21 protein-coding genes and 1 pseudogene are annotated in these 20,212 nt (G+C 70.6%); 13 read left to right on the top strand and 9 right to left on the bottom strand.

Annotation, left to right across the window (positions count from 1 at the left end):
- From ACIRQY_RS07660 to ACIRQY_RS07640, 5 genes are all read left to right on the top strand, one after another.
- Positions 1-1,290, top strand: a 1,290-nt coding sequence (locus tag ACIRQY_RS07660) for a vitamin B12 dependent-methionine synthase activation domain-containing protein (protein ID WP_403922826.1), incomplete at its 5' end; no start/stop codon positions are given.
- Positions 1,287-2,147: a methylenetetrahydrofolate reductase [NAD(P)H] gene (metF, locus tag ACIRQY_RS07655; protein WP_403922825.1), complete on the top strand. Its 861-nt coding sequence runs from the start codon at positions 1,287-1,289 to the stop codon at positions 2,145-2,147. The genes ACIRQY_RS07660 and metF, both read left to right, overlap by 4 nt.
- On the top strand, positions 2,140-3,558 hold the full coding sequence (gene ahcY / locus ACIRQY_RS07650; RefSeq protein WP_403922824.1) for an adenosylhomocysteinase: 1,419 nt from the start codon (positions 2,140-2,142) through the stop codon (positions 3,556-3,558). The genes metF and ahcY overlap by 8 nt, the downstream gene beginning before the upstream one ends.
- A gap of 6 nt (positions 3,559-3,564) precedes the next feature.
- Entirely contained in the window at positions 3,565-4,251 is a 687-nt protein-coding gene (locus ACIRQY_RS07645) for a maleylpyruvate isomerase family mycothiol-dependent enzyme (RefSeq protein WP_351780648.1), read from the top strand.
- 133 nt (positions 4,252-4,384) lie between these two features.
- The gene (locus ACIRQY_RS07640) at positions 4,385-8,143 is read left to right on the top strand and encodes an amino acid adenylation domain-containing protein (protein ID WP_403922823.1); all 3,759 of its coding nucleotides are present in this window, start codon (positions 4,385-4,387) and stop codon (positions 8,141-8,143) included.
- Here ACIRQY_RS07640 and ACIRQY_RS07635 read toward each other — a convergent pair.
- The gene (locus ACIRQY_RS07635; RefSeq protein ID WP_403922822.1) at positions 8,112-8,426 is read right to left on the bottom strand and encodes a hypothetical protein; all 315 of its coding nucleotides are present in this window, start codon (positions 8,424-8,426) and stop codon (positions 8,112-8,114) included. The two genes, ACIRQY_RS07640 and ACIRQY_RS07635, sit on opposite strands and share 32 nt — an antisense overlap.
- 205 nt (positions 8,427-8,631) lie before the next feature.
- Positions 8,632-9,672 (bottom strand): hypothetical protein, encoded by a 1,041-nt coding sequence (locus ACIRQY_RS07630; protein WP_403922821.1) that lies wholly within the window; start codon positions 9,670-9,672, stop codon positions 8,632-8,634.
- A 272-nt stretch (positions 9,673-9,944) separates the two neighbouring features.
- Between ACIRQY_RS07630 and ACIRQY_RS07625 the strand changes: the two genes are divergently transcribed.
- A complete protein-coding gene (locus ACIRQY_RS07625; protein WP_403922820.1) occupies positions 9,945-10,430 on the top strand; it encodes a hypothetical protein in 486 nt (161 codons plus the stop codon).
- A 115-nt stretch (positions 10,431-10,545) separates the two neighbouring features.
- Here the strand turns inward: ACIRQY_RS07625 and ACIRQY_RS07620 are convergent, their stop codons facing one another.
- Both ACIRQY_RS07620 and ACIRQY_RS07615 read right to left on the bottom strand, forming a co-directional pair.
- Entirely contained in the window at positions 10,546-11,679 is a 1,134-nt protein-coding gene (locus tag ACIRQY_RS07620; RefSeq protein ID WP_403922819.1) for a CU044_5270 family protein, read from the bottom strand.
- A complete protein-coding gene (locus ACIRQY_RS07615) occupies positions 11,676-12,296 on the bottom strand; it encodes an RNA polymerase sigma factor (protein ID WP_403922818.1) in 621 nt (206 codons plus the stop codon). Before ACIRQY_RS07615 ends, ACIRQY_RS07620 begins: the two co-directional genes overlap by 4 nt.
- A gap of 96 nt (positions 12,297-12,392) precedes the next feature.
- Here ACIRQY_RS07615 and ACIRQY_RS07610 point away from each other — a divergent pair.
- Positions 12,393-12,605: pseudogene (locus ACIRQY_RS07610) on the top strand (recombinase family protein); the annotation flags it as partial.
- Positions 12,606-12,786: 181 nt separating this feature from the next.
- On the opposite strand, the gene ACIRQY_RS07605 reads toward ACIRQY_RS07610, so the two are convergent.
- Together ACIRQY_RS07605 and ACIRQY_RS07600 are read right to left on the bottom strand one after the other, a co-directional pair.
- The gene (locus tag ACIRQY_RS07605; protein ID WP_403922817.1) at positions 12,787-13,011 is read right to left on the bottom strand and encodes a hypothetical protein; all 225 of its coding nucleotides are present in this window, start codon (positions 13,009-13,011) and stop codon (positions 12,787-12,789) included.
- Positions 13,008-13,247, bottom strand: a complete 240-nt coding sequence (locus ACIRQY_RS07600) for a hypothetical protein (protein WP_351780668.1) — start codon at positions 13,245-13,247, stop codon at positions 13,008-13,010. The genes ACIRQY_RS07605 and ACIRQY_RS07600 overlap by 4 nt, the downstream gene beginning before the upstream one ends.
- 109 nt (positions 13,248-13,356) lie before the next feature.
- On the opposite strand from ACIRQY_RS07600, the gene ACIRQY_RS07595 reads away from it, so the two are divergent.
- The 3 genes from ACIRQY_RS07595 to ACIRQY_RS07585 are packed head-to-tail and all read left to right on the top strand — an operon-like array spanning position 13,357 to position 14,757.
- On the top strand, positions 13,357-14,166 hold the full coding sequence (locus tag ACIRQY_RS07595) for a Scr1 family TA system antitoxin-like transcriptional regulator (RefSeq protein ID WP_366446297.1): 810 nt from the start codon (positions 13,357-13,359) through the stop codon (positions 14,164-14,166).
- Positions 14,159-14,341, top strand: coding sequence for a DUF397 domain-containing protein (locus tag ACIRQY_RS07590; protein ID WP_403922816.1), 183 nt, complete (start codon positions 14,159-14,161; stop codon positions 14,339-14,341). The genes ACIRQY_RS07595 and ACIRQY_RS07590 overlap by 8 nt, the downstream gene beginning before the upstream one ends.
- Positions 14,342-14,397: 56 nt before the next feature.
- Positions 14,398-14,757 (top strand): DUF397 domain-containing protein, encoded by a 360-nt coding sequence (locus ACIRQY_RS07585; protein WP_403922815.1) that lies wholly within the window; start codon positions 14,398-14,400, stop codon positions 14,755-14,757.
- 45 nt (positions 14,758-14,802) lie between these two features.
- On the opposite strand, the gene ACIRQY_RS07580 is transcribed toward ACIRQY_RS07585, so the two are convergent.
- Positions 14,803-15,156 carry a hypothetical protein gene (locus ACIRQY_RS07580; protein ID WP_403922814.1) on the bottom strand — a complete coding sequence of 118 codons (354 nt, stop codon included), beginning with the start codon at positions 15,154-15,156 and terminating at the stop codon, positions 14,803-14,805.
- Positions 15,149-16,429: a helix-turn-helix domain-containing protein gene (locus ACIRQY_RS07575; RefSeq protein WP_403922813.1), complete on the bottom strand. Its 1,281-nt coding sequence runs from the start codon at positions 16,427-16,429 to the stop codon at positions 15,149-15,151. Before ACIRQY_RS07575 ends, ACIRQY_RS07580 begins: the two co-directional genes overlap by 8 nt.
- 250 nt (positions 16,430-16,679) lie before the next feature.
- On the opposite strand from ACIRQY_RS07575, the gene tgmA reads away from it, so the two are divergent.
- Genes tgmA through tgmC form a run of 3 tightly spaced genes read left to right on the top strand, consistent with a single transcriptional unit; the run spans position 16,680 to position 19,065 of the window.
- Positions 16,680-16,940, top strand: coding sequence for a putative ATP-grasp-modified RiPP (gene tgmA / locus ACIRQY_RS07570; RefSeq protein ID WP_403922812.1), 261 nt, complete (start codon positions 16,680-16,682; stop codon positions 16,938-16,940).
- 5 nt (positions 16,941-16,945) lie between these two features.
- On the top strand, positions 16,946-17,905 hold the full coding sequence (tgmB, locus tag ACIRQY_RS07565; RefSeq protein WP_403922811.1) for an ATP-grasp ribosomal peptide maturase: 960 nt from the start codon (positions 16,946-16,948) through the stop codon (positions 17,903-17,905).
- Positions 17,902-19,065: an ATP-grasp peptide maturase system methyltransferase gene (tgmC, locus tag ACIRQY_RS07560; RefSeq protein ID WP_403922810.1), complete on the top strand. Its 1,164-nt coding sequence runs from the start codon at positions 17,902-17,904 to the stop codon at positions 19,063-19,065. Before tgmB ends, tgmC begins: the two co-directional genes overlap by 4 nt.
- Positions 19,066-19,207: 142 nt before the next feature.
- On the opposite strand, the gene ACIRQY_RS07555 is transcribed toward tgmC, so the two are convergent.
- Entirely contained in the window at positions 19,208-19,678 is a 471-nt protein-coding gene (locus tag ACIRQY_RS07555) for an NUDIX hydrolase (protein ID WP_403922809.1), read from the bottom strand.
- Positions 19,679-20,212: the final 534 nt, after the last annotated feature.

Below are 20,212 nucleotides of genomic sequence, written 5' to 3'. Positions count from 1 at the left end.
GCCACCGTCCGCGGCGACGTCCACGACATCGGCAAGAACCTCGTCGACATCATCCTGTCCAACAACGGCTACAACGTCGTCAACATCGGCATCAAGCAGCCGGTCTCCGCGATCCTCGAAGCCGCCGAGGAACACCGCGCCGACGTCATCGGAATGTCCGGCCTCCTCGTCAAATCCACCGTCATCATGAAGGAGAACCTGCAAGAACTGAACGGCCGGGGCCTGGCCGAGAAGTTCCCCGTGATCCTCGGCGGCGCCGCCCTCACCCGCGCCTACGTCGAACAGGACCTCCACGAGATCTACCAGGGCGAGGTCCGCTACGCCCGGGACGCCTTCGAGGGCCTGCGCCTCATGGACGCGCTCATGGGCGTCAAGCGGGGCGTCCCCGGAGTCGTACTCCCGCCGCTCAAGCAGCGCCGGGTGCCGAAGCGGGAGACCCCGGCCGAGCTGCTGCGGGTCGACGAGCCGGAGCCGGTCGGCCGCTCGGACGTCGCCGCCGACAACCCGGTGGCCGAGCCCCCGTTCCTCGGCACCCGGGTCGTCAAGGGCATCCAGCTGAAGGACTACGCCCCCTGGCTCGACGAGGCCGCCCTGTTCAAGGGCCAGTGGGGGCTGAAGGACGCCGACACCATCGAGTCCGAGGGCCGGCCGAGGCTGCGGATGTGGCTGGACCGGCTCAGACGTGACGATCTCCTGGAAGCGGCCGTGGTCTACGGCTGGTTCCCCTGTGTGTCCAAGGGGGACGACCTGATCCTCCTGGACGAGGACGGAGGCGAGCGGACCCGCTTCTCCTTCCCCCGCCAGCAGCGGGGCCGCCGCCTCTGCCTGGCCGACTTCCACCGCGCCGAGGACTCCGGCGAAGTGGACGCGGTCGCCCTCCAGATCGTCACCGTCGGTTCGAGGATCGGCGAGGAGACCGCGAAGCTCTTCGCGGCCGACGCCTACCGCGACTACCTCGAACTCCACGGCCTCTCCGTGCAGTTGGCCGAAGCGCTCGCCGAGTACTGGCACGCCCGGGTCCGCGAGGAATGGGGCATCGCGGGGGCATCGGAGCCCGACGGGATCGAGGGGATGCTGCGGACCGAGTACCAGGGCTGCCGCTACTCCCTCGGCTACCCGGCCTGCCCCGACCTGGAGGACCGCGCGAAGATCGCCGCGCTGCTGCGCCCCGAGCGGATCGGCGTGGAGCTGTCGGAGGAGTACCAGCTGCACCCCGAGCAGTCCACGGACGCCATCGTCGTCCACCACCCGGAGGCGAGCTACTTCAACGCGGGAGGCAGACGCCTGTGAACCCCACCTTCTCCTTCGAGTTCTTCCCGCCGAAGACGGACAAGGGCGAGCGGACCCTCTGGGACGCGATCCGCCGGGTGGAGGCCCTCTCGCCGGACTTCGTCTCCGTGACGTACGGCGCGGGCGGCTCCTCGCGGGACCGGACCATCGAGGTCACCAAGCGGATCGTCACCGACACCACCCTGCGGCCCGTCGCCCATCTGACGGCCGTCGGGCACTCCGTCGCCGAACTGCGGGCGATCATCGGCGCCTACGCGGACGCCGGGGTACGGGACGTGCTCGTGCTGCGCGGGGACCCGCCCGGCGATCCGCGCGGCCCGTGGACACCGCATCCGCAGGGTTTCACGTACGCCCATGAGCTGGTGGAACTGGTGCGCTCGCTCGGTGAGTTCAGGATCGGGGTGGCCGCCTTCCCGGAGGGCCACCCGAGGTCCCCGGACTCCGCGAGCGATCTGGCGCACTTCGTCGCCAAGTGCCGGGCGGGCGCGGACTACGCGATCACGCAGATGTTCTTCGACCCGGAGGACTACCTGCGGCTGCGGGACCGGCTCGCCGCCGCGGGCTGCGACACCCCGGTCATCCCGGAGATCATGCCCGCCACCGATGTGCGCCAGATCCGGCGGTTCGCCGAGCTGAGCGACGCGGCCTTCCCCGAGGACCTGGCCCACCGCCTGGAGGCGGCCAAGGACGATCCGGCCGCCGCCTACCGCATCGGCGTCGAGCACGCGACGCGGACGGGCCTGCGCCTCCTCGACGAGGGCGCCCCGGGGCTGCACTACATCACCCTGAACAAGTCGACGGCGGCACTCGAAATCCACCGCACCATTCTCAGCGCAAGGAGCGTTGTCCATGTCTGACGTCACTGCCACCGGCTTCACCGACTTCAAGGTCGCCGATCTCTCCCTGGCCGTCTTCGGCCGCAAGGAGATCACCCTCGCCGAGCACGAGATGCCCGGTCTGATGTCGATCCGCCGCGAGTACGCCGACCGGCAGCCGCTGGCGGGAGCGCGGATCACCGGCTCCCTGCACATGACGGTGCAGACCGCCGTCCTCATCGAGACCCTCGTCGCGCTCGGCGCGGAGGTCCGCTGGGTGTCCTGCAACATCTACTCCACCCAGGACCACGCCGCCGCCGCGATAGCCGCCGCGGGCATCCCGGTCTTCGCCTGGAAGGGCGAGACCCTGGAGGAGTACTGGTGGTGCACCGAGCAGGCCCTCACCTGGCCGGACGCCGACGGTCCGAACATGATCCTGGACGACGGCGGGGACGCCACCCTCCTCGTCCACAAGGGTGTGGAGTACCAGAAGGCGGGGGCCGTCCCGGACCCGTCGACGGCGGACAACGACGAGTTCCGCGTCATCCTGGAACTCCTCCGCGACACCGGGCTGGACTGGGGCACGATCGCCGCCGACATCCGGGGCGTCACCGAGGAGACCACCACCGGGGTCCACCGGCTGTACGAGATGAACCGCGAGGGCTCCCTCCTGTTCCCGGCGATCAACGTGAACGACGCCGTGACGAAGTCCAAGTTCGACAACAAGTACGGCTGCCGCCACTCCCTGATCGACGGCATCAACCGCGCCACCGACGTCCTCATCGGTGGCAAGACCGCCGTCGTCTTCGGCTACGGCGACGTCGGCAAGGGCTCGGCGGAGTCCCTGCGCGGCCAGGGCGCCCGCGTCATCGTCACCGAGATCGACCCCATCTGCGCGCTCCAGGCGGCGATGGACGGCTACCAGGTGGCGACCCTCGACGACGTCGTGGAGACCGCCGACATCTTCATCACCACCACCGGCAACAAGGACATCATCATGGCGGCCGACATCGCCCGGATGAAGCACCAGGCCATCGTCGGCAACATCGGCCACTTCGACAACGAGATCGACATGGCCGGCCTGGCGGCGATCCCCGGCATCGTCAAGGACGAGGTCAAGCCGCAGGTCCACACCTGGACGTTCCCCGACGGCAAGGTCGTCATCGTCCTGTCCGAGGGCCGCCTGCTCAACCTGGGCAACGCCACCGGCCACCCGTCCTTCGTGATGTCGAACTCCTTCGCGGACCAGACCCTGGCCCAGATCGAGCTGTTCACGAAGCCGGAGGAGTACCCCGTCGACGTGTACGTGCTGCCCAAGCACCTGGACGAGAAGGTCGCCCGCCTCCACCTCGACGCCCTCGGCGTCCGGCTGACGACCCTGCGCACCGAGCAGGCCGACTACATCGGCGTGCCCGTCGGCGGCCCGTACAAGCCGGACCACTACCGCTACTGAGGACCCATGTGTACCGACGACCCTGGTGACGCACCCGAGGTGCGCGACCCGTGGCTGCCGGACCGGCTCCTGAGAACGGAGCGGGACCTGCTCCTGCCACTGCTCCGCCGCACCCCCGAGGAGACGTACGAGCTCCGCACCGCCTGCCCCGGCTGGACGGCGCGGCAGGTCCTCGCCCACTGCGGGGCGGCCCTCGTCCGGATCGTCGAGGGCCGCCTCGAAGAAGGCGTGTTCCTGCCCGAGGCCAACGCCTGTGACGTGGCCGAACGGGAGGACTGGCCGCTCGGCCGCATCCTCGACGAACTCGAACGCGGCCTCACCGAGGCCGGACCGGTCATCGCCGAACGCGAGGACGGCAGGCTCGACGCCGTCGCGCTCGGCGAATGGGTCCACGCGGGAGACGTCCGGGAGGCCTTCGGCGCCCCCGGCGCCTACTGCGGCGACAGCCTCGAACTGGCCCTGCCGCTCCTCTCGGTGACCAGCCGCAAACGGGAGACCCCCCGTCTGGTGGGCGTCCTGGAGGACCGCGAGGCCACCCCGGTGGCCCTCGGCAACCCCATCGAGGGCCGCCCCCCGGCCTCCTTCAAGGGCGACGCGGCCACCCTGATCCGGATCTACTCCGGCCGCCCCCTCGTCCGGACCCGCTACGAACTGACAGGCGCCACCGAACACGAACTCCTCATCTACCGCTGAGGGCCCGGCTCTTCGGCCCCACACCCCCCACCCCCGCTCCCGCACCCGGGGCCCGGCCCACCGCCGGGCCCCGCCGCGGAGCGGGGCGAGCCGTACCCGAGGCCCCCGGCGCACCGCATCCGAAGGGACCTTCATGCCCAGCACGCTCGACCGGCTCCTGCACGCCGAGACCCTGGAACGGCCCGACGCCACCGCCGTCGTCCACGAGGACGAGACGCTCACCTTCCGGGAGCTGTCGGAGGGCGCCCTCGTCCTCGGCCACTATCTGCGCTCCCTCGGCGTGACGGGGGACACCCGGGTCGGCGTCCACGTCGACCCCTCCCTGGAGCTGGTCATCGGCACCTGGGGCGTCCTGTGCTCCGGCGCCGCCTACGTGCCGCTCTCCCCGGAGTACCCGGAGGAACGCGTCCGCTACATGATCGAGGACAGCGGCGCCCGGATCGTCTTCACCCAGGACCGCTTCCGCGACCGCGTCACCGACCTCGCCCCGCCCGGCACCACCGTCGTCACCCTCCGCGAGGCCGTCCAGCACGCCTGGCGCACGGCGGGCGAGGAGGTCCCCCCGTACGAGATACGACCAGGTGACCTCGCGTACGTGATCTACACCTCCGGCTCCACCGGAAGACCCAAGGGCGTCATGGTCGAGCACCGCTCGATCGTCGCCCAGATGCGCTGGATGGCCGCCGAACACCAGCTGGGGCCCGGCGCCGTCGTCCTCCAGAAGACCCCGATGAGCTTCGACGCCGCCCAGTGGGAGATCCTCGCCCCGGCGACCGGCGCCCGCGTCGCCGTCGGCCCGACCGGCTGCTACCGCGACCCCGACGCCCTCGTCGACACCATCCGCGCGCACGGCGCGACCATGCTCCAGGGCGTCCCCACGCTCCTCCAGGCCCTCGTGGACACCGAGCGCCTCGGCAGCTGCGTCAGCCTGCGCCGGGTCTACTCGGGCGGCGAGATCCTCTCCCGGAACCTGGCCGGGCAGCTCCTCGCGGAACTGCCGGCCGCCGAACTGATCAATCTGTACGGCCCCACCGAGTGCACCATCAACGCCTCCTCGCACACCGTGGACCGGGCGACGCTCGCCGCCGCGCCCGCCGCGATACCCATCGGAAGACCCGCGCACGACACGACCTTCCACATCCGGGAGGGAGAGCTGTGCATCGGCGGGGTCCAGGTCGCGCGGGGGTACCTGGACCGTCCCGAACTCACGGCGGAACGGTTCATCACCACGGAGACCGGGGAACGCCTCTACCGGACCGGGGACCTGGCGCACTGGAACGAGGACGGCACCGTCCAGTTCGCCGGGCGCGCCGACAACCAGATCAAGCTCCGCGGCTTCCGCGTCGAGCTGGACGAGATCGCGCTGGCCGTGGAGGACCACGACTGGGTGAAGAACGCGGCGGTGATCGTCAAGGACGAGCCCCGCACCGGCTTCCAGAACCTGGTGGCGTGCGTCGAGCTGTCCCCGAAGGAAGCCGCCCTGATGGACCAGGGCAACCACGGCGCCCACCACCAGTCCAAGGAGTCCAAGCTCCAGGTCAAGGCCCAGCTGTCCAACGCGGGCACCCGGGACGACGACGACCTGGCGGGCCGCCCGGTGGTCGCGCTGCCGGGCCTCACGCCCCCGGAGCGGACCCGGCGGACGGTCTTCGCCCGCAAGACGTACCGCTTCTACGAGGGCGGCGAGGTGACCCGCGCCGACGTCCTGGCGGCGCTCGCCCGCCGTCCTGAGGGCATCGGCTCCCGCGCGGTCGGCAGCCTCACCGTCGCCGACCTGGGTGAACTCCTGCGCTGGTTCGGCCAGTTCGGCAGCGAGGAGCGGCTCCTGCCGAAGTACGGCTACGCCTCGCCGGGCGCGCTGTACGCGACACAGCTGTACGTGTCGGCGCGTGGGATCGCGGGTCTGGAACCGGGCACGTACTACTACCACCCGGTGCGCCACCGGCTGTATCTGACCGATCCGCTGCCGGATGCGGGGGAGGCGTTCCTGCGGGTGTCGTTCCGTGGCCGCAGGTCCGCGATCGAGCCGGTCTACCGGAACAACATCCAGGAGGTCCTGGAGATCGAGGCGGGCCACATGGTGGGCCTCTTCGAGGAGGTCCTGCCCGGCCACGGCCTGGACATCCGGCCGTACGCCCCGGGGACGGGCGCGGCGGACCCGGGGACGGGCACGGCGGACCCGGGGACGGGCGCGGCGGACCTCGGGACCTTCGAGATCGTCCCCTACGACGGGGAGCACCGCCCGGAGCCCGAGGTGGACCTGTACGTGCAGGCGCACCCGGACCGCGTCCGCGACCTCCCGGCCGGGCAGTACGTCCACGAGGGGGGCGCCTTACGGCGGGTCTCGGACGCCCTGGTCGAGAAGAGGCACGTCATCGCGATCAACCAGGCCGTGTACGAGCGGGCCGCGCTCGGCGTCACGGTGATCAGCCGCACCGGGGCCGCCGACCGGGCGTACATGGACCTGGGGCGGGCCCTCCAGCGGCTCCAGCTCGGCGGCCACGGACTCGGGTTCATGTCGTCCGGCTACAGCTCGAAGTCGGGGCACCCGCTGCCCTCGGCCCGCCGGATGGACGAGATCCTGGCGGCGGCCGACCGCCCGACCGGCCCCTCGTACTTCTTCGTCGGCGGCCGGACCAGCGAGGAGCAGCGGCTGAGCGAGGGCATGTACGAGGACACGGTCCACATGAAGGGCCCGGCGGAGATGATCCGCGACGACCTCGTCCGGCGGCTGCCGGACTACATGATCCCGAACCGGGTGGTGGTCCTGGACCGGCTGCCGCTGTCGGCGAACGGCAAGGTCGACACGAAGGCGCTGGCCGGGCTCGCGGTGGTCAACGCGGGTCTGCACGGGCGCCCGCACGTCCTGCCGAGGACCCGCACGGAGAGCAGGCTCGCGGAGATCTGGGCGGTGGCCCTCAAGTACGAGGAGGTCGGCGCGGTCTCCGTCCTCGACGACTTCTTCGAGTCGGGCGGCAACTCGCTGATCGCGGTGGCGCTGGTGACCCGGATCAACCGGGAGTTCGGCTCCTCGCTGCCGCTCCAGATCCTCTTCGACCGGCCGTCGGTCGAGAAGCTCGCCCATCAGCTCGACGGCGCCGCCGCCACCCCGGCGTCCCGCCTCGTCCGCCTCCACTCGCCCGGCGCCCGGCCGCCGGTCTACTGCTGGCCGGGGCTCGGCGGCTACACGATGAACCTGCGGCACCTGGCCGAGGAGATCGGCATCGACCGCCCGTTCTACGGGGTGCAGGCGTACGGCATCAACCGGGGCGAGGAGCCGTACGAGACGATCACGGAGATGGCGGCGGCGGACGTGGAGGCGATCCGGCGCCGCCAGCCGACCGGGCCGTACACGCTGTGGGGGTACTCCTTCGGCGCCCGGGTCGCCTTCGAGTCGGCGCACCTCCTGGAGGCGGCCGGCGAACAGGTGGAGAACCTCTTCCTGATCGCCCCGGGCTCCCCGAAGGTCCGCTCGGCGGAGACCGGCGGCGCCTCGTACGCCAATCCGGCCTTCGTGACGATCCTCAACTCGGTGTTCTCCGGGGCGATCGAGACGCTCCCGGAGGAGGTCCGGGACCGGACGTCCTTCGTCGCGCACGTCGCGGACCGCTTCCCGGCCCTGGACCCGGACCTGATCGCCCGGATCGTGGCGATCGTCGAGGAGACCTTCGAATTCACATACACCTTCCGTGAGCTGACGGAACGCCAGGTGTCGTGCCCGGTGACCCTGTTCAAGGCGGAGGGCGACGACTACTCGTTCCTGGAGCACGCGGAGGGCTGGTCGGCCCGCCCGCCGACGGTCGTCGAACTGGACGCGGACCACTACAGCCTGCTGCGCCAGCCGGACCTGAAGGAACTGATCAAGAAGATCCGGTACCGGCTGGGGCAGTAGGGCCCGGGCCGCCGGGCGCGGCGGCGGGCATCCGGTGGAACCGGCCCTCGGCCAGGTCCTCGACCGGGTCGGGGTGCCGGTCGGAGGTGACGACGAGATCGTCCCCGAGGTCGAGGACGCTGACCCCTGCGCTCTCGAACCGGAGGGCGAGGCCGACGGGGATGTCGAGGTGGCGGTACAGCTGGCGGACCTCCCGGACGGAGACGATCCGCTCTCCGACGAACCCGGTCAGGGGAAAGCCGGGCAGGTCGTGCTCGACGGTGACGTGACCGTATTCGTCCATGTCGTAGGGCCCGTGGGGTTCGTCGGTCTCCAGGAGCGGCAGGCCGCCCCCCCGCCGTGTGGAACCGGACGGGCCCGAGCCCGTCCAGCCGCAGCCACATGTGCAGGAGGGACGGTTCGTTCTCCTGGTAGCGGTGCCAGGACGTCGTCACCTGCGCCAGGCGTCGGCCGAGCAGGTCCTCGGGGTTGATCATCCACGGATGGTCTCAGGGTGAGGGGTGGCGGGGCGAGGGACTTCCGCCGGGCCGCCCGGCCGCCTCCTCGCAGCGGGGGCAGAGCGCCTCGTCCCCGGCGGGCCGGAACAGGGTCGGCTGGGTGTGTCCGGGGCCCTCGCACTCCCGGGTGCCCGCGAGCCGCGCCGACAGGCGGGGGCCGGGCGGCGGCGGGGGCGCGGGCAGCTCCCGGGGCGGGACCTCGCGGAGCAGGTACCGCACCAGACCGCCGGGCCGGTGCACGGGCGTCCCGTCGCGGGGCAGACCGCGCAGCAGGTGGGCGTGGACGTCGGCGGGGGTGTGCCCGGCGTCGAGCCACCGGGCGGCGAGCCCGGCGAGCTCGTCCCGCATCCCCGGCGGGACGTGCCGGAGGGCGGGGGAGAGGAGCGGCAGGGCGCCGACGAGGGCGCGGGCATCGGGGGAGGGCCGGTCGGGCCCGCCCCCGTCCACGTACCCGGCCGTGCTCCCGGGGCGGGGCTCCGCCCTGTCCATGTCCCCGGCCGTGCTCCCGAGGCGGGGCTCGCCTCCGGGTCCGTCTCCGCCCGCCGGTGGAAGGTGGGAGGTCTCTTCCCTCCGGTCTTCTTCTGGAGGACCGTCGGTGTGCCGGGGCTCCGGCCCGCCGACGGCCGGATTCCCGGCACCCGGTGCGACCTGCGCGGACGTCTGCGGTGCGGACGCCTGCCGTACGGGCGTCTGCGGGGCGGGCGTCCGGCCGAGGAGTTTGGCGGCCTGCGCGGTGGTCAACGGCGTCGCGGAAACGAGCTGTTGGGTGCTCCAGCAGCCGCCCGTGCCCTGGACCCGGCGTTCGTGGACGAAGCCCTCCGTCATGAGCTGCCGCTTGGCCCGGGTGAAGGCGGTCGCCCCGATCCCGGCCCGTTCAGCCGTACGGGAGAGGTTTTCCCTGGCGCCCTCGGGAAGGGAGAGCTGCCAGGTCAGCAGCCGCACGGCGTCGGAGGAGAGCCGGGGATGCCGGATCAGGTCGTGGGAGAACCGCGTGAAGGCGCGGGAGGGCGCGATAAAGTGCCGAGAGATCACGGGGTGGAGGCCGTTCCACTGGTGGTTGAGGCCCCTGCCGGTGATTCGTAGTCACTGGCGGGGGCCGTTTGGCGTGACCGTACCGCCTGTAAACCTGTCCACCCAGACACACCGGGATAAGTGCGCTCGAACGGGTGAAATGAGGCCGCTGGGCGCGGTGTTGCGGCGATGGCTGGGCCGCCCCGCGTCCGGCTGTCCGGGCGAGAACGCGCTACCCGCTGCCCCGCCTGCTCGCTGTCCGGTGGCGGGGGCCGTGCAGAAGGAGGACAGCGGTGGGACGGGACGCCAAGCGCGCCAAGCAGGCCCGGCGGGACAAGCGCCGGCGCAAGGACGGCCTCGGCCTGGACGGGGTGCCGCCGATCTTCCGGGCGGAGTTCGTCCGGGTCGCGGCCGCCTGGGACAGGGCGATCGACGCGGGGCTGATGGCGGACGGCGCGGAGACGAAGTACCACTTCGCCCCCGACGGCGGGGTGCTGTCCGTGGCGGAGGGCCGCAGCGGGCAGGTGCTGGTCAACGGCGAGCGGCTGACGCCTTCAGTGGCAGAGCGGCTGCGGGAGCAGATGCCGCTGTTGGCGCCGATGGTCACCTTCTACGAGAACAACCAGCTCGCCGGCCGCGGCCTCGTGGGAGCGCCCGAGGACGGCGTGATGCCGCTCGCTCCGCCGGGCGGGCCCGACCCGATGCCGGCGCTGGAAGAGGAGGCCCTGCGCTCGCATGGCTACGGCGAAGTGACAAGTAGCTCTCTGTGGCCGATGTGACGGCGTGTTGTCCCGGGTTTCGGTGGGCAGGCCTGTGGTCTGTTGAGGAAGAACCGGTCCCGGTGCCCGCCTGCCACTTTGCTGGGCGGGCGGGCACCGGGACCGGTGTCGAAGGTCAGGTGGCTGTACCAGGAGAAGGCTTCTGGCCGGCCTTGTCGACGACGGCGCGTTCGGTCACGGCGGTGCTGACGAGGATGCGTCCGGCTTTGCCACCGGCGCTGTCGTCGTCGATGAGGACGGTCCGCTCGCCGAGGTAGGTGAGCTTGTCCTTGTCGAAGATCCATTCGGTGCGCTGGTTGCCGTGGTCCTGGCTGACGGCCACGCCGTGCCGGCCGGACGCGTCCACGGCGTCGTCCACGACGTTCACCCCGGGGATCTTGGCCGCGGCCTTGTAGAGTGCCGCCCCGATCTGCGGGGGCATCAGGGACTCGCGCAGCGCGTCGCCGATCGTCTGGAACGCTTCCTGGTCGGGGTTGAGGTTCTTGTCCACGCCGGTGTTCTGGGCGTAGACGGCTGTCAGCAGGGCGTCGGGGTCGGTGGGCAGGGAGGCCAGGTACGCGTAGGTGGGCAGCTGGAGGGAGGGCTTGGTGTTCTTGCCGAGGTTGACGTCTCCCTCACCGGGCCCGAAGCCCGGGTCGAGGGGCCCGGTGAGGAGACCGTCGCGGCTGCCGTTGACGGAGAACCATGCCTGTCGGGGGTGGGTGGTCCCGGTGCCGTCGTCGTTGTACTGGGCCTTGGCGCCGTCGCCGTCGGCGCCGATCTTCTTGCTCGCGCCGTAGACCTGGCTGGCGATGTAGATGTACTGGTCGTCACGGACCTGCGGGGCAGAGGTGCTGGCGGAGACGGCGGCGATGCGGGTCAGCAGCCGGACGGCCTGGGGTGACGCGCCGCCGGGCCCGCGCTCGCTGACCGAGTCGCCCGGAGCGCTGGCCGCCGGAGGGACCGTGGTCGGGGCATGGGAACCGACGGTGGTCACCGCGATGACCGCAGCCATCGCCCCCGCGGCCAGCGACGCCCCAAGGACCAGTCGGCGCCGGGGACGGCCGGGGGCGGCCGCGTCGGCCAAGCGCCGGCGCAGTCCGCCTGGCTGGTGGGAGGTGTGGGTGGTGTCCTGGTCGATCTGTCGCATGAGGAGTTCCTTGTGGTGGAGGTGGCGGCCCGGCGGCAGGTCCCGTTCGGCCGGGGCCGGCAGCAGCCGGGCCGACTCCTCGCGCTCGGCCTGTGAGGGCCGGTACGGAGTGGCGTTCATCGGGCTCCCTCCTGGACGGACAGGGCCGCGAACGCGGCCTCACTCTCTACCTCTCCGCGCCCCGGGCGCGGTTCCAGCTTTTCCTCGGTCAGTTGCCGGTCGGTCAGGTCCCGCAGCCTGACCCGGGCGCGCGACAGGCGTGAGCGCACAGTGCCCACCGGTACCCCCAGCGCGTCAGCGGTCTGCTGGTAGTCCAACCCCGACCACACGCACAGCGCCAGCACCTCCCTCTCCTGACGGCGCAGGCCCCGCACCGCCCGGTGAACCGCGTCCAGGCGACGGGCGTCGTCGATCCGCCCGGCCGCCTCGTCCGCGAAGTCCTCCACCGGCTCCGGGGCGGGCACCCGGGCCAGGAAGGCGAAACGCCGACGGACACCGCGTCTGGCGTTGTGCGCCTTGTTCGTCGCGATCCCCAGCAGCCACGGCCGCAGCGATCCCCCCTCCTCTCCGACCTTCTCCCTCGTCCGCCAGGCGTCCAGGAACGTCGCCGACATGACGTCCTCGGCCACCGACCAGTCGCCGGTCAGCCGGAAGGCATGGTTGTACACCGCCTTCGCATACTGCTCATAGAGCTCGCCGAACGCCTCGCGATCGCCCGCGCGTATCCGCTCCCGCATCCCGTCTCCTCACTCACACCCGCACCGGGCCGTATCACCTTCTCTCTCCGCACACCCAGCAAGGTTCCCGGAACGGCACCAAAAAGAATTCCGGGCATGAGCGTGCCGCTTGAACCCGACCCGTTCGAACTCCTGACCGCCGAGTCCGCGATGCGGACCGAGATCCTCATCGGCTACGCCCGGGTCTCCACCGGCGGACAGAAGCTCGACCGCCAGATCGACGCCCTCACCGCCACCGGCTGCCGGCGCATCTTCGCCGACAAGAAGTCCGGCAAGGACGACCTGCGCCCCGAGCTCAAGGCCTGCCACGGGGCGGTTGTGTGGACGGTTGTGTGGACGGTTGTGTGGACGGTTGTGTGGACGGTTGTGTGGACGGTTGTGTGGACGGCCCTCCCGCCGACGGGTCCCCGGCGGTCGGGAGGGCCGTCCTCAAGGGGTCAGGGGGTACGGAGCCAGAGGGCCGCGCCGAGGGCGGCGACCGCCAGGGCGATCAGGCAGAGGGCTGCGACGGCGACGTACTGATGACGCGTACGGCTCCGCGCGGGGTCAGGGCCGCGCGTTCCTCGGGGCTCGCCGTCCAGCACTGTTCGATCGCCGCCTCCCACAGGTACCCACTGGGCCGGACCAGACTGAGCAGGTTCCCGTGCACGTCCCGGACCTGCCCGGTCAGGGCCCGCTGCCCGTCCGTGACGACGTCCCCGACGCGGTACCTCACGGGGTGGTCCGTGAGGCGTTCAGGATCACGGTCAGCCGCTTCGCGCCGGTGACGCCGACGACCCCGAGCCCGTACCGGTGCACGTCCCCGGCGGGGGAGCGGGTGACGTCCCGGTAGAGCCCCTTGATGGGGACCCCGGCGCCCTCCATGGCGGTCTTCAGCTCCCGGTAGACCCGGGCGGCCTCTTCCTCGGAGACGGGACGGGTGGGCGGCGGTGCGTTCGTGGACGTATGCATGGAGGGCTCTCTTTCTGGTGGTTCTCCTCCGGAACGCCTTCACGATGACGCGGATCTCCCTACGCTCGCCAGGAGTTGGGTTTCCCTAGGGGATCAGGAAACGTCGCATATGCCAGCTCAGAACGAGATCGACCCCAGCGAGAGCCTGGAGAGCTTCATCGCCGACATGATCCGCGACGCCCGCAAGCGTCGTGAATGGCGGCAACAGGACCTCGCAACCAAGGTGTTCAGCAGCACTACCCGGATCTCCGAGATCGAGAACGGAGATCCGCCGGACCTCAAGCTCGGCCGACAGATCGACCAGGTCCTCGAACTCGGCGGGGCGCTGGTGAACCTGTTGGTCATCCGTGACCGCACAGCTTTCCGCGACTACGCGCAGGGCTTCCTGCGGGACCAGGCACGGGCGCGGACCATACATGAGTTCTCGCTCGTCGTGCCGGGACTGCTCCAGACCCCGGCGTACGCTCGCGCGGTCATGGAGCAGGCGGTGCCCGGTGGGCACCCTGACATCGTCGGCGCCGTACGGCGACGCGCCGAGCGACAGGCCGTGTTCGACGGCCCGCATCCGCCGTGGTTCTGGGTGGTTCTCGACGAGAACGCCCTGTCGAAGGTGGTCGGGTCCAAGGAAGTGATGCGGGGGCAGATCGAGTGGTTGCTCGAAGCCGTTGCCCGGCCGTTCATCAACGTTCAGATCCTGAAGGCGGACCGTGCGGGGCTCCCGGGTTCGGTGAGCCTCCTCACCCTCAATTCCGGTGAACGCACCGCCTACACAGAAGGGTTCGGCATCGGTTGCTATATGGTCGAACCGTCCGACGTCGACCGATTCCAGCAGGTCTACGACCGGCTCCACGCCGACGCCCTCGGGATCGTTGAGTCAGAAGAGATCATCCGCGAAGCACTGGGGAAGCACGATGACTGAGCCCAACTGGCACAAGAGCACGTACAGCGGCGACGACGACAACTGTGTCGAGGTGGCCGACAATCCCGCTCGCGTCCACGTCCGGGACACCAAGGACCATGCCAAGGGTGAGCTGACCGCCGCTCCGGCGGCCTGGGCCGCGTTCACCGGGTTCGTGGCGGCGCAGGCGCGCTGATCGCCCCCGCCGCCCGCCGGGCAGAGGGCATCTCCAGCTATCGGGAAGGAACCACGATGACTGAGACCGCACTGAACTGGCGCAAGAGCACGTACAGCGGCAATGACAACGACGCCTGCGTCGAGGTGGCCGACAACGTCGCCGGGGTCCACGTCCGGGACACGAAGGACCACGCCAGGGGCGAGGTCATGGCCGCTCCGGCAGCCTGGGCGGCGTTCACCGCGTACGCGGTGGCCCAGTCGCCCTGGCGCAAGAGCACGTACAGCGGGCCCGAGAACGACAACTGTGTCGAGGTGGCCGACGACCTCGCTCGCGTCCGGGTCCGGGACACCAAGGATCACGCACAGGGCGAGCTGACTGCCGCCCCGGCGGCCTGGGCCGCGTTCACCGGGTTCGTGGTGGCGCAGGCGCGTTGACGTGACGTGACGGCTGCCCGGCGAGGCAGCCGTCCGTGCCGGGGTTCAGGCGGACCGCTCTACTCGCTCGAAGATGTCCGCGTCCGTCTCCCGCTGCCAGGCGGGAAGGTCGGCCCAGTCGGCGACGTAGCCGGGCTTCGGGTCCTCGAAGTGGCGGAACATCTGGGCGGTCCAGCAGATCGCGACGAAGCGGCCCTTCTGCTCGCGGGTGAGGCGGGCCGCGTGTCCCCCGCTGACCGCGATGAAGTCCCGCACCTGCCCGCAGACGGCGGCGGCGGCCTCCCGTTCCCACTCGGGGGTGTCGGCCCACGGCGTGACGTAGCCGGGCTTCGGCTCGCCGGGGTAGTGCTTGTTCACGCCGTCGATCCACGCCTCGCGGAAGATCCGGCCGTCACTCATACGCGTGTCCCTCTCGTCGTGCGGTGCGCGGAAGCGCCGCGATCCGATGATCCAGCTCCGAGACTCGGGCATCGGCCAGGAGCGGGGCAAGACGCCCTCGAAGGCCGTCCAGTTTCTTGCCGACGAAACCCGAGTGGGACCGGTCGGCCAGCCCGAGTGCCTGCTCGGCGAAGTGCACGACCTGACTGATGTCGCGCCGATACGCCCCGAGGACCGCAAGGTCGCTCAGTACGGCCGCGCGGCGACGCAGCGACAGTGGCTGGGCGAGGGCTGCGGTGAGCGCCTCCTCCGCGAGTTCGGGGCGGCCCAACTGGAGGTAACAAGCCCCGCGCTCCTCGGCGAGGCGGGATCCGTCGAAGCGGAGCCAGCCTCCATTGCGGGAGTCGTCACCACCGAGGGTGTGCACCTTCTCGGCCTCGTCCAGAGCCCTTTCGCAGGCGTTGAGATCGCCCACCGCCGCGTGGGCCTGTGCCTGGACGGCGGCAACCCAGTGACGTGTGGAGAGCGTCCGGTCGCCCCGCTGCGCGACCCTTCCAGCCGCTGTCAGCAAGCGCTGGGCGGAGGGTGCCCGGTGCGCGTACAACTCGACATACGCGTGACGGGTCATGGCGCAGGCCCAGAGATCGTGGTCCCCACTGGCATGAGCGGCTTGGGCTGCCAGTGTGTAGCACTCGGCGGCGTCGGTGTACCGGTTGGCGTCGAAGAACAGCTCGCCGGCGAGCTGGTAGAGGTCTGCGGTCATCCGGCACAGCCGCGTTTGCTCTCCGGCCGTGCGAGCTTCGGCCAGCGCCTTCGTCATCAGGTCGAGCTGTCCACGGACCGCAGGGAAGGCGCTCTGCTTGGAGTCCGAGAGCGCGTAGACCTGCCAGAGGCTTCGATGCAGGGCCTCGCCAGTCTCCAGGAGCGCCGGTGCCGTACGCCCCCGGGCGACTCCGTCGGGGGCGGGGAGGGCAATCAGAACGCCTGTCACTGCGAGCAGCCCCAGAACTTCGCGGCGCTTCATGTCGTCATCATCACCGTCGGGAAGGGATGGGGTGTCGGGAAGCGGGGCGGTCTCGGGCGACTGCTCCGGAGAGAGGAGAACTCCCAGCTCGGGGAGGGTGATGCCCAATAGCTCGGCGATCCGGGGTCGTTGGTGCGGCTGTGGGGTGGCGCGACCGCATTCCCAACGGACCACGGTCGACGCGGCCACCGCAAGCACTTCCGCGAATTCCTCCTGGGAATATCCCCGTGCCACACGCTGCTCGGCGAAGAGCTTGCGCCTCAATGCCACCGGCCTCCCTCGCAAGAACGAGCTGCCCCGCATACGACGCCCGGCAACGCCTGGGAAACGCCTGGGCATCGAGTGAGGTCCACTCTGGGAGACCGTAACGGATTGTCGTTCACTGGTCACACGCAGCTCGCGGGCCCGGACTCCTGCCGGTCGCCGTCCTGAATCGGCTGGACGGTGGCGGCGCACACATCCGACCCGCTTCTACCTGAGGCGCATGCCTCTTCTCGCCTCTTCTCGTCCAAGGAGTCCCATGAACACCTCTGTCGCCCCTGTCACCCCCACCCCTCCGTGGGGTGCGAGTCGGCTCGCGCCCTACCCCGACGTCGTCCGCCAGCCCTACGCCGTCGTCACCATCGACCCCACGACGCAGCTCGGGGTGTTCCGCGACCGCGTCGGGCAGGTGGTCGAGATGGGCAAGCACGGCACCAGTTCCGGCACCGAGACCTCCACGACGACGAACTCGGACTCCAAGAACGACCAGGGCCACGACCAGGACAGCAATCAGGACTGATGACCATGACCGAGGAGAGGCCGGTTCTGGTGGCCACCGAGGCGGATGACATCACCGCCGACATGGTGATCACCGAACTCAACCGGCGCCATGTGCCCGTGGTCCGGTTCGACCCCGCCGACATCGGCGAGGACCTCACGGTCTCGGCTCGGTTCGGCACCTGCCAGGCCCCGGTGGTCGGGCAGGTGCGCACCCCGTCGAGAACCGCTGACGTGACCCGGGTCCGGTCGGTGTACTGGCGCCGCCCGGGATGGCCCACGTTTCCCCACCTGTCCGCCGACGACTCCCGTTTTGCGGCGGCACAGGTCCGCTACGGACTCGGTGGCACCCTCTACGCCCTGGGCGCTCCGCTCTGGGTCAACCACCCCCTGCGCGTTGCCGCAGCCGAATACAAGCCCGCGCAGCTCGTTCTCGCCCAGCAACTCGGCTTCACCATCCCGCCCACCCTCGTCACCAACGATCCTGACGACGCGCGTGAGTTCGTCCTCGCCCAGGGTGAGGCGATCTTCAAGACGCTGCGGTGGACCCCCTGCACGCGTGACGGCGTGCCGGTGACGGGATGGGCCGCCCCCGTCACGCCCGACGAGATCGACGACAGCGTCCGGGTCGCGCCCCATCTGTTCCAGGCCCGCGTGGACAAGGCCGCCGACGTTCGCGTACTCCTCGTGGGGCGGCATACGTTCGCCGTACGCATCAACTCCGACCTCCTGGACTGGCGCAGGGACTACAGCGCCCTGACCTACACCGTGGAGCACCTTCCCGACCGGGTGGACAGGGCGCTGCACACCTACCTGGACCGACTGGGCCTGGTGTCGGGGAGCTTCGACCTCGCGGTCGACCGGGCGGGGGACCACTGGTGGCTGGAACTGAATCCGAATGGCCAGTGGGGGTGGCTGGAGACCGAGACCGGTCTCCCCATGTCCGCTGCCTTCGCCGATCTGCTCGCACAAGGAGAAAGCCGATGACCGACCCGGCATCCGAGCGAAGCCGCATGGCGACGTCGCTCGTGGACGAAGGCGTCCTGAAGTCCCCCTGGCTGCGTGCGGCGGTCGAGACCGTCTCCCGCGAACGGTTCCTGCACCCGGGAGTGTTCCTGGACGAGGGGCGGACCTGGCGGCCCGTCGCAGCCGCCGACACCGACCCGGACGAGTGGCTGAAGATTGCCTACAGCGTCGCCACCCTCACCACCCAGCTCGACGGCCACCTCACCGCCGACCAGGCCGACGAACCCGTCGTGGGCGTGCCGACGTCTTCTTCGACCGACCCGGCCACCGTCGTCGGCATGATCGAGGCCCTGGACCTCACGGCGGAGCACAGCGTCCTGGAGATCGGCACGGGCACCGGCTACTCGACCGCCCTGATGTGCCACTACCTGGGCGAGGACGACGTCACCACCGTCGAAGTCGACTCACAGGTGGCTGCACGAGCCGATGCCGCTCTCGAAGCCGTCGGCTTCTCGACGTGGACCGTGAGGGGCGACGGCCTTCTCGGCCACCCGTACCGGGCACCGTACGACCGGGTCATCGCCACCTGTGCGGTCCGCCGCATTCCGTACGCCTGGATCAGGCAGACGAAGCCGGGAGGCATCATCCTCGGCACGGTCGGCTCCTGGCCCTGGGGAACCGGCCTGGCGAAGGTCACCGTCGGCGACGACGGCACCGCCGAGGGCGCGATCATCGGGCGCTCCTCCTTCATGCAGGCGAGGGCCCAGGCAGTGGTCCCCGTGTCCGGCGACCTCTCCGCGCGGACGGCGTACGCGGACAGTGAGCGGCGGACGAGGATGTCGCCGCTCATGCTGGACGAGTGGATGCCCGCCTTCCTCACGCAGCTCGCGGCGCCCGGCGCTCAACTCGTCCGGGCCACCACGAGCGAGGGCGCGCGACTCCTCTACCTCTTCGATCCCGAGCGCGAGTCGTTCGCCGAGTTCGCCGCCGACGGGGAGGGCTGGACCGTCCGCCAGGGCGGCCCCGTGGCCCTGTGGGACGACGTCGAGGGCGCGCTCACGGCCTGGCGGGAGGCGGGCAGTCCGGACATCACCGCCGTGCGGCTCCGCGTGACACCCGCGTCCCATCAGTACTGGATCGACCGAGCCCCCGCCCTGCGCTGGGAACACCGGATCTCCTGACCTCCTGACCCACGCTGACCCACCGGCCTCCCGGCCATGGACGGCGGACCGTTCTCCCGATGGGCCGGGCGGCGGGATACGTGGGGCCCGGGCCCCGGGGCGGCAGGCACCGGGAGCCTTCCGGGCCCCGGCCGACCGGCTGTCACCCCAGGTAGGGCGTCGGCCGGTTCTCCAGGAAGTGCGTCAGCCGTAGCCGCTGGGTGTGGTGCATGGGCAGTGAGTCCAGGTCTTCGGGGGCCACGAAGCGGACGTCCGTGCTCTCGTCCGAGACGGCCGGCGACCCGCCGACCACCCGCGCCCTGAAGCAGACGTTGAACTGTCTCCGCACCTCCCCGTCGCTGTACGCGATGATGTGGCGCGGGTCGGTGTAGGTGCCGACGAGGCCCGTGATCTCCACGGCCAGCCCGGTCTCCTCCCGGACCTCGCGGACGGCCGCCCCCGACAGCGACTCGCCCAGGTCCATCCCGCCGCCCGGCAGCGCCCACAGGCCGTTGTCCCGGCGGAGCTGGAGAAGAACGCGCCCCCGTTCGTCGGTCACCACGGCGGAGGCGGCCACCACCATGCTGTTGGGCTGCGGGGCGTCCGGGTCGTCGTAGTACTCGGTACGTGCCATGGGCTCAGCCTTCCACGGGGCGGGCGGTCTCCCACATGGTGCCGAGGCTGTCCGCGTAGGTGTCGAACCCCCTTCTGAGATTCGGTGAACCGTAACGATCAACAGTTGTGTGAGGGGGGGCGCTTGCCGTATCACCACCTGTGTGGTGATCGGGATCGAGTCAGGTATTGCCGCGTCGGTGCGATATTGCATAAGGGCAGTTCAGCACGTGCTTTTACGTTTCCTCAGGAGGAGGTCGGGCGTCTGGAGCGCCGGTCCGTGGATCCCTTTCTGTGGCTTTGACCTGCAGTGATACCAGGACTCTCCAGTGTGTCGGCAGTTCTTTAATGATTGGGTCGAAAACAGGTCTCCCGGCATGGAGCCCGCGTACCTTCACGTCTTGCGCAAGAAGCGCGCGGATCCGACTCCAGGAGTGGCTAGATGGCCAAGGGACACAAGTGCCCGGTCTGCGGTACGCAGACACTGCAGCCGAGCAGCACCAACCGCCTGAAGTGCTCGAAGTGCCGGTCGACGTTCCTCAAGGGCGTGATCGTC

The sequence above is a fragment of the Streptomyces sp. NPDC101490 genome (assembly GCF_044767145.1).
In the GTDB taxonomy this organism is placed as follows: Bacteria; Actinomycetota; Actinomycetes; order Streptomycetales; family Streptomycetaceae; genus Streptomyces.
The sequence above is the reverse complement of the archived record's forward strand: the minus strand, read 5'-3'. Positions and strand labels throughout refer to the sequence as shown.